General features: G+C 63.6%; 5 protein-coding genes. 1 reads left to right on the forward strand and 4 read right to left on the reverse strand.

Going from position 1 to position 6426, the window contains the following annotated elements; genetic code table 11:
* Window positions 1-249: 249 nt before the first annotated feature.
* On the reverse strand, window positions 250-843 hold the full coding sequence (locus H0W38_RS13780) for a hypothetical protein (protein WP_292454989.1): 594 nt from the start codon (window positions 841-843) through the stop codon (window positions 250-252).
* A gap of 273 nt (window positions 844-1116) precedes the next feature.
* Between H0W38_RS13780 and H0W38_RS13785 the strand changes: the two genes are divergently transcribed.
* Window positions 1117-1341, forward strand: coding sequence for a hypothetical protein (locus tag H0W38_RS13785; protein ID WP_292454990.1), 225 nt, complete (start codon window positions 1117-1119; stop codon window positions 1339-1341).
* A 135-nt stretch (window positions 1342-1476) separates the two neighbouring features.
* Here the strand turns inward: H0W38_RS13785 and H0W38_RS13790 are convergent, their stop codons facing one another.
* From H0W38_RS13790 to H0W38_RS13800, 3 genes are all read right to left on the reverse strand, one after another.
* Window positions 1477-2367: a hypothetical protein gene (locus H0W38_RS13790; protein ID WP_292454993.1), complete on the reverse strand. Its 891-nt coding sequence runs from the start codon at window positions 2365-2367 to the stop codon at window positions 1477-1479.
* A 239-nt stretch (window positions 2368-2606) separates the two neighbouring features.
* Entirely contained in the window at window positions 2607-5987 is a 3381-nt protein-coding gene (locus H0W38_RS13795; RefSeq protein ID WP_292454994.1) for a hypothetical protein, read from the reverse strand.
* Window positions 5984-6426: hypothetical protein (locus H0W38_RS13800; protein ID WP_292454997.1), on the reverse strand; the 443-nt coding region annotated here is incomplete at its 5' end. The genes H0W38_RS13800 and H0W38_RS13795, both read right to left, overlap by 4 nt.

The following is a 6426-nucleotide window of genomic DNA, read 5'->3' on the forward strand; positions in this document are numbered from 1 at the left end:
TTCTCACCTTGATTGACGCGCTCTTCTCATCCTGATTGACGCTGAACATCGCGGCGGCCAAGCGCCCGGAACGAATCTCCACACACAGTTGGAGCTTGAACTGCGCCGCATGGCGCCGATACGGACCTCGTGAGGACATGGACCTTCTCCTGTTGAAGGCCCAGCCAGCGTATCAGTCTGAACTTCCCTGCCGGTCCAGCCTCAGGGGTTCACTCCAGCCGACATCCTCTTCGAGCTTGCAGTTGGGTCTCAGACTTTCCTGTGGGCGGCAATGTGCTGCCGTCGGTGTGCCGCCAGCAGAATAGCGTCTGCGAGCAGAGGATCCTCGCCAGGCAGGGCCGTGTACGTGAGTTTTTTTGAGGCAGCTTCGTCCGATTTGGCCACGTGCTTGCTGGTCGGCACGGGAGCGAGATGGCGTTCAAGCGGGAGGTACGCCAGCTGACGGATGGTCGCCGATTTGCCGTTGCGGCCAAACGCCTGTGGAGTTCCGTAGCCAAAAGCGATCACTGGATGGCCGGCCTTGCTGCGCATGTAAGCGTGGTTAAAAACGCCGATGAACTTTCGTTCGAATGCAGCCTGCCTTGACCATACTGGTACGTTGAAGATGTCGGCGAAGTTCAGTGATGGTTCCGTCGCGCGGTCGCCATCTTCGGCTTGTGGAACGTAAACCGGGAGCTGAACAGGCACCTGGAAAGCCATCAGGATGAACGTCCCACGCTCGATGGCTGCGCAGAGCTTCCGATAGTTCGCTTGCTTGCCATTCGGCTGCGCGGTATGCGGAAACAGGACCATGCTTTCGAGATCGAATGTGCCGTTTTTGGTCTTCACATCGATGCTGCGCATGGTGGACTGGTAGGCTGACCACCATGTGCGTTCCGGTGCACCCGGCAACGCAACGTGTAGTCCTGCTCGAACATGCACCAACCAGAGCAGAGACAACATCTGAGTTGAGAAGTTGGGCTGCTTTCTCCCACCTCCGGTGCCTCCTCCCTGCTGGAACTGAAGCAAGCGTCCGAGGTCGACCACAAGTCGCTCCCCGGACTGCACGAATGCGCCGTTCGGTGCGCCGAAGGCCGCGGTGAAATCGGGCGACTCGCCGTGAGGGCAGCCTGGCAAATGAAGGTCCGCCTCACCTGCTCGCCGGGCACGGTGGTAGACAGCATTCAAGCTCTTGAGGACAAGCGGGATGCCGTGGCCTTCGTGATTCACTCGGCAAAGGCACCGGACGGTTTCATTGGTTTTGCGGGCCGAAGCAAGCCAGCCCTGTTCGCGCGCGCCGAGGATGTGCTCGCGTCCGAACACCTGGTGCGGGAGACCGCGACTGTTTCGATCGAAGAGTGAATACATGAAATGGCTCCTTTGGACGACGGCCGTCCCGGCCGCGTACGACTAGCTTTAGGAAGAATCTTTAGGTGTGCGTGTGACTGGCGCGGCGTGCATTGCCGCGCCCTGCCTCGCCAACGCGCCGAGGCCGACTTACGCTGCCTTTACGGCAACCAAGTCGTGAACCTGGCATTCGGCATGCGATGCGCTGGACTGCAAGGTGATGCTGGTTAGCACGCGCTTGATGCGCGGCTTGGAGGAGCCATCGTCGAACATCTCTTCGCTGATCGAGAGCAGGACCGTCTGCCCGGGTGTCGTCAGCGCGTCTGCCACGGTCCTGCGCCACTGCTCTCCGAACGAGATTGGAAGGTCGCCAAAGGGCTCGTGGCTCGCGACATCGACGCCGCGCACAAACAGCCGGTGTCCACGCCCGCCGACCATCACGCCGCGCAGCCGGCCACGAAGCGTACGTACCTCGGTACGAGCTTGGCCGGGCTTTGCCCGGCGCAGGCGACCGGACAGTCGGATCGGCTGAACGCCCGGGATGATGATGTCCAAGTCACACGGCAACTTCGCGCCCAGCAAGACCGAGCCTGCTAAGTCATTCATCGTCAGCGGTGTACGCGAGTCAGGAGCATGGACCCCTGCGCTGCTCGAGGGTGCTGGAGCTGGCGCAGGCTTGTTGCCAAGCAGCGAGGCGAACTCTGCAGCACAAGCGAGGGCGACGTCGAGGGCCGACGGATTCCGGCTCAGCGCGCGCGCGTCGAGCAGCAGAACAGCACCTCCGTACACGCGGTTTTCGTAAGTGCCGGTGGCACGGGTCGTCTGCACCGAGACTCGCATGTGCTCAGGCCAAATGCAGGAAGCCTTTGCGATGCAAGCGCTGGCCACACGGACCACGTCGAGGGCCCGTGCCGGGACGATGTCGCTCGAACTCAAACGCTGGACCGCGTGGCCCTGGGCATCGAGCAAGAATTCGGCGCGTACAACAGGAAAGCTGCTGCGGCAGGTGAGAACTTCGTGGAAGCTGGCGTTGGTGTTCACGGCTGGTCCTTGTTTTCTCGACGGCAGGCACCCGCTGCACCATGCAGAGGAATGCGAGCGCGGCGGAGGACTCGGCAGCAGTGAATCGCCGCAGAACCTCTATCGTTTGTCGAGAAAAAACATGGACCAGCGGGCGCGTATTGCGCGCGCAGGCCAGCAGAAAGCGAAACCGACTGTAAGCGTCCAAAGCCGTCCTTGACAACCGGCTCGACGAACGAAGCTCAATTTGCGTGCAAAAGTCACGAATCCAGGTCAGCGCCCAGTGCCGTCGCGCATGCGTTGAGGCACACCAATGCGAGCGCCATCTCGATCCCGTCGCAAACGTGATCGGCGGCCGATGTGCCGGTCACACGCATGACGGCTCGTGCGTCGATGGTGATGCCCGCTCGCGCGAGCTTGACCCGCGGAAGCCGCGATGAGGTTCCGATGGAATTGCACAAGATCGCTGGGTCTGGCCGGGCAGCAGAACTGTCAGGCACCCAGCCCGCCTCGATCGCCAGTGCCCGAATCCTGCTGGCAGGGCCTTCCTCCTGCAAAGTCGGCATCTCGATAACCAGCCGGGATCGGTCGACGAAATGCCGTCCCGCGGCTGCCGCCAGTCGGAAGTGCTCACGCTTCCACATGGAGACCTCTCGCCGGGCGCCAATGATGGCGTTCCACTCAGCTGGCGGCACCGCCGGCACGCTGCGCAGAGCATCGATGGCCGCGACGGACATGTCGTTGAATCCCTTGCGCAGCCGAGAGAAAGCGTTGACATGCACCAGGCTCAGCAGCCCCTGCTTGGCCAATCGTCTCGACTCGCGCTGTGTGCCGCGGCGAACCGTAAGCCTCCCGTTCTCCGCCGCGCTCAACTTTAGATAAATGCCCATCGCGGTCGCCTCAAGGGACTCGACCACATGAAAAGGCAGACCGGTGCTGAGGGCTGCGGCGGAAGACGATCGCCCGTGGGCGAGGTGCAACAACGCACGCAGCGCCGCCAGCGGCGTGGGCGTCCCGGCCTCGCCCTCAGCTGGCAGAACCTTCGCTTCAAAACCGGGCAGGTCCGTATCCAGGCGGATGACGGCGATCTCGGGCGGCTTCAGCGACCACGACACACGCACCTCTTGCGCCTGGACGTGAGCCGCCGCGACGTCGCTCAGGAGATGCGCATAACTGCGTAGCGTCGTGCGAGGTCCGGCGTGGCCCGCCGCTCGGGCCACGGCCCACGCTCCACGCCGTGTCACTTGTTCTGACCTGCCGCCCAGATGCGTCCCGGCAATGCGCTGTCGAACGAGCGGATCGGACGTCGACAGCGACTTCGGCGCCGAACGGGGCGCCTCGATGGCCGCCCACAGGTCGATCACGAACGCCTTTCTGAGCTTGTGCAGCGACGATGCTGGCTGCCCGGTAAGCGCCTTCAGGTGGTCGTTGATCCGGGCCCGCGCCTTGAGCCCGTCGATGGGCTCGCAAGGACGGTTGTCCACGCCAAAGAGGGGCGCATCGTCGAGATCAAGGCCGGAAATGGCATGAAACTCGGCGAGCGTGCGCAGGGCCTGCTCCTCGATGTCGGCGAGCTTGTAGACCAGAGGGACGACCCGGCGAGATGCATGCGTCTTCAGGTCGCGCTGGCGACTGCGCCGGACGATGACGGACTCGATGCCGGCCCCCCACTGCATATCAGAACGTCTTAGGCCCGTTGCTTCCGCGCCGCGCAGCCCGAAGCGGCGCGCAAGGATCGCGATGACCTGCAATTGCCATGGTTGAACGCCCCCACAGTCTCGATCGCGACCCAGGCGATCAAGCAGTTCCAGGTACGAGCGGTCGTCGATCCAACCTGGCGAGCCCAGCCGGACACTGTCTACAGATCCCAGGATTGACCAATCCACCTCGGGCAGGCTGGCGGCTGTCATGGCGAACCGATGGAAATTGCGCAAACCGTCGTGCAATTCCTTCAGGTCCTTGACGGTCGCTCCGGACAGCACCTCGCCGTAGAGATCCTCGATCTCGTGATCCTCGAACACGTGGAGCTCGACCTCGTAGCCGATCGCCTGGAAACGCGGCGACAGCGCGCCGAAGTAGCGCAGCACGCTCGTGATGGCGAGCTTTCGTGAACGACCCGGGCGCAACAACAGGTCGATGGCCCACAGACCGAGCAGCTGGATCGCCGACGAGGTCTCCGAGCGCAGGCTCACGATGTCCTTGGCCATGGCCTCGGCGGCCAGCGCGCGGTGGCGAGCACCACGCTGGTCGGCCTGCAGGTGATTGAGGTGGCCACGCAGGCAGGCAAAAAGTTTGTACGCCGCGTCCGACCGGGCGCAACGCGATGCAACGGCTCGAGGCGTTTGACCTGTCGTCGGTACGAAGAGCGTCTCCGGTGTGACGTCGACCTCGTCATCCGAATCCTCCGGCAAATGAACCAGACGTGTGTGCGCACTTTGCGCACCTGGCTGTTCCTCGACCTTGTGAGGACCTTCAGTGGCATGAGGGGTTAGGACCCACCGACCACAGCAGAGCTGCACCCAGTCGCCCCAGGGGAGGGAAGGGCACGTCAACCGTCCGCCCAGGTAGGCAGCGACGGTGCCAGGCAGCTCAGTCGAATTGCGCTGATCGACCAGTCGCGCCACGTGCCTCAGGAGGCCGTCGCTCGATGAGCCGTCTTCGCACGGAAGTGTCGACCTGACTGCCCCTGCCAGCTGCGTCGTCCACGGATGTGCCTCTTTCCAGGCGACGGCACGGCGCGCTTTTCCCTGAATGGCGTGCCGCAGCAGCCACGCCGACCTGCGCGAGATGGCGTAGCGCTGGATCGGCGCCCATGGCTGTGTACGCAGGTCCTCGCTCGGGCTCCACTCCAGGTAGAACTCGTCCTTCAGGCGCACGACCCGCCAGCGGGCGTCATCGGCAATCACGCTCTTCAGCAGTTCGAGATTGGCGATCCATGAGACCAGAAGCAGGTCGTACACGGCCAGCGCGAGCGCCTGCGACAGCCTCAGCCCTGACTTCATCGGCACGCCCTCGAAGAGATTCTCGAGAGCGGCACGAAGTACGGGCACGGCCGCCGCGGCCTGGGGCGCCAAAGACGTGAAGGGCGACGACTCGTAGGTCCTGGTCGGATAACGCTTCCTGATGCGAGCCCGCTTGCCAAGGTGCGTCCACGCATCCCCGGCGAGTTCGATGAGTGCCTCATATCGAAGAGCGCCCTGCACCGACGGCATGCCTGCCTCGTCGCGCAGCAATCGCAGGCTCAACTCGTCCAGCTGCTCTTCGCTCAGCAGGCAGACGTCCGCCATCAGAGCATCTCGAAGTCCCGGGTCGCCTTCGGCAAGGCCGGCAGACCCAACGCCATGCACATGACCTTTGTGGAGTTCGCCCTTGATGTAGCCGTGAATCTGCGCTTGTGCAGTGCTCAGGCTCGTTGCCAGCCGGTCCGCCCGGGCCGAGGACGGCGACGCTGACGGATACCGGATCAGCCTTGGTCCAGGATCAGCAAGTTCGCGGCTCTCCCGCCAAAGTGGGGGCGGCGCGAAGCAGATGTCGCCGAAGATAGCCGTCAGGGCAGGGCGGATCGCTTCGGCGTCCTCACGCCAGACCCGCATGCTGAAGCTGCCGTGCGTCAGCGTTGCTCCATCCCGATGCCCCATCACCGTGTCGACGATTTCGAGATCGAGGTTTCCATGTCGATGCAGCCGGGTGCGCAGGCGGTGCTGAAGACATTCAGCGGGAACGGGTCTTCGTAGATCCGGCTTCCGCCGACGCTGCGGTGCCGGTTCTGGATCTGCTCCAACACGCGGCCGCCGCCGCGACTCGTGATGAAAAAGAGCAAGCTGGGGACAGCCTCGACAGGCGAGCCGGTGGACGCCAGCTGACTCAGTACCCATGGCACGTGCCGGTCGACGTAGTCGGCCTTGAACTGCGCACAAAGGGCGCGCGGCAGGGGGATCAGTCGGCCGGTTTCGCCAAGCGGAGACGCTTTGTCATCGACAAAGACCTCTGCATGGTGCCAATCGAACTCGAGGGGCGACCCCCACAGGTCATTGACCGGCCGAACTCCGGTTGCAGCCCGAAGCGCGGCATCCCAGTGCA

It is taken from the genome of Methylibium sp. (genome assembly GCF_013817365.1).
GTDB lineage: Bacteria > Pseudomonadota > Gammaproteobacteria > Burkholderiales > Burkholderiaceae_C > Methylibium.

Bases quoted from the DNA above. Each gene is read 5' to 3' on its own strand.
- H0W38_RS13780 (WP_292454989.1), bottom strand. From the start codon at position 843: ATGCGCAGCATCGATGTGAAGACCAAAAACGGCACATTCGATCTCGAA.
- H0W38_RS13785 (WP_292454990.1), top strand. From the start codon at position 1,117: ATGAAGGTCCGCCTCACCTGCTCGCCGGGCACGGTGGTAGACAGCATT.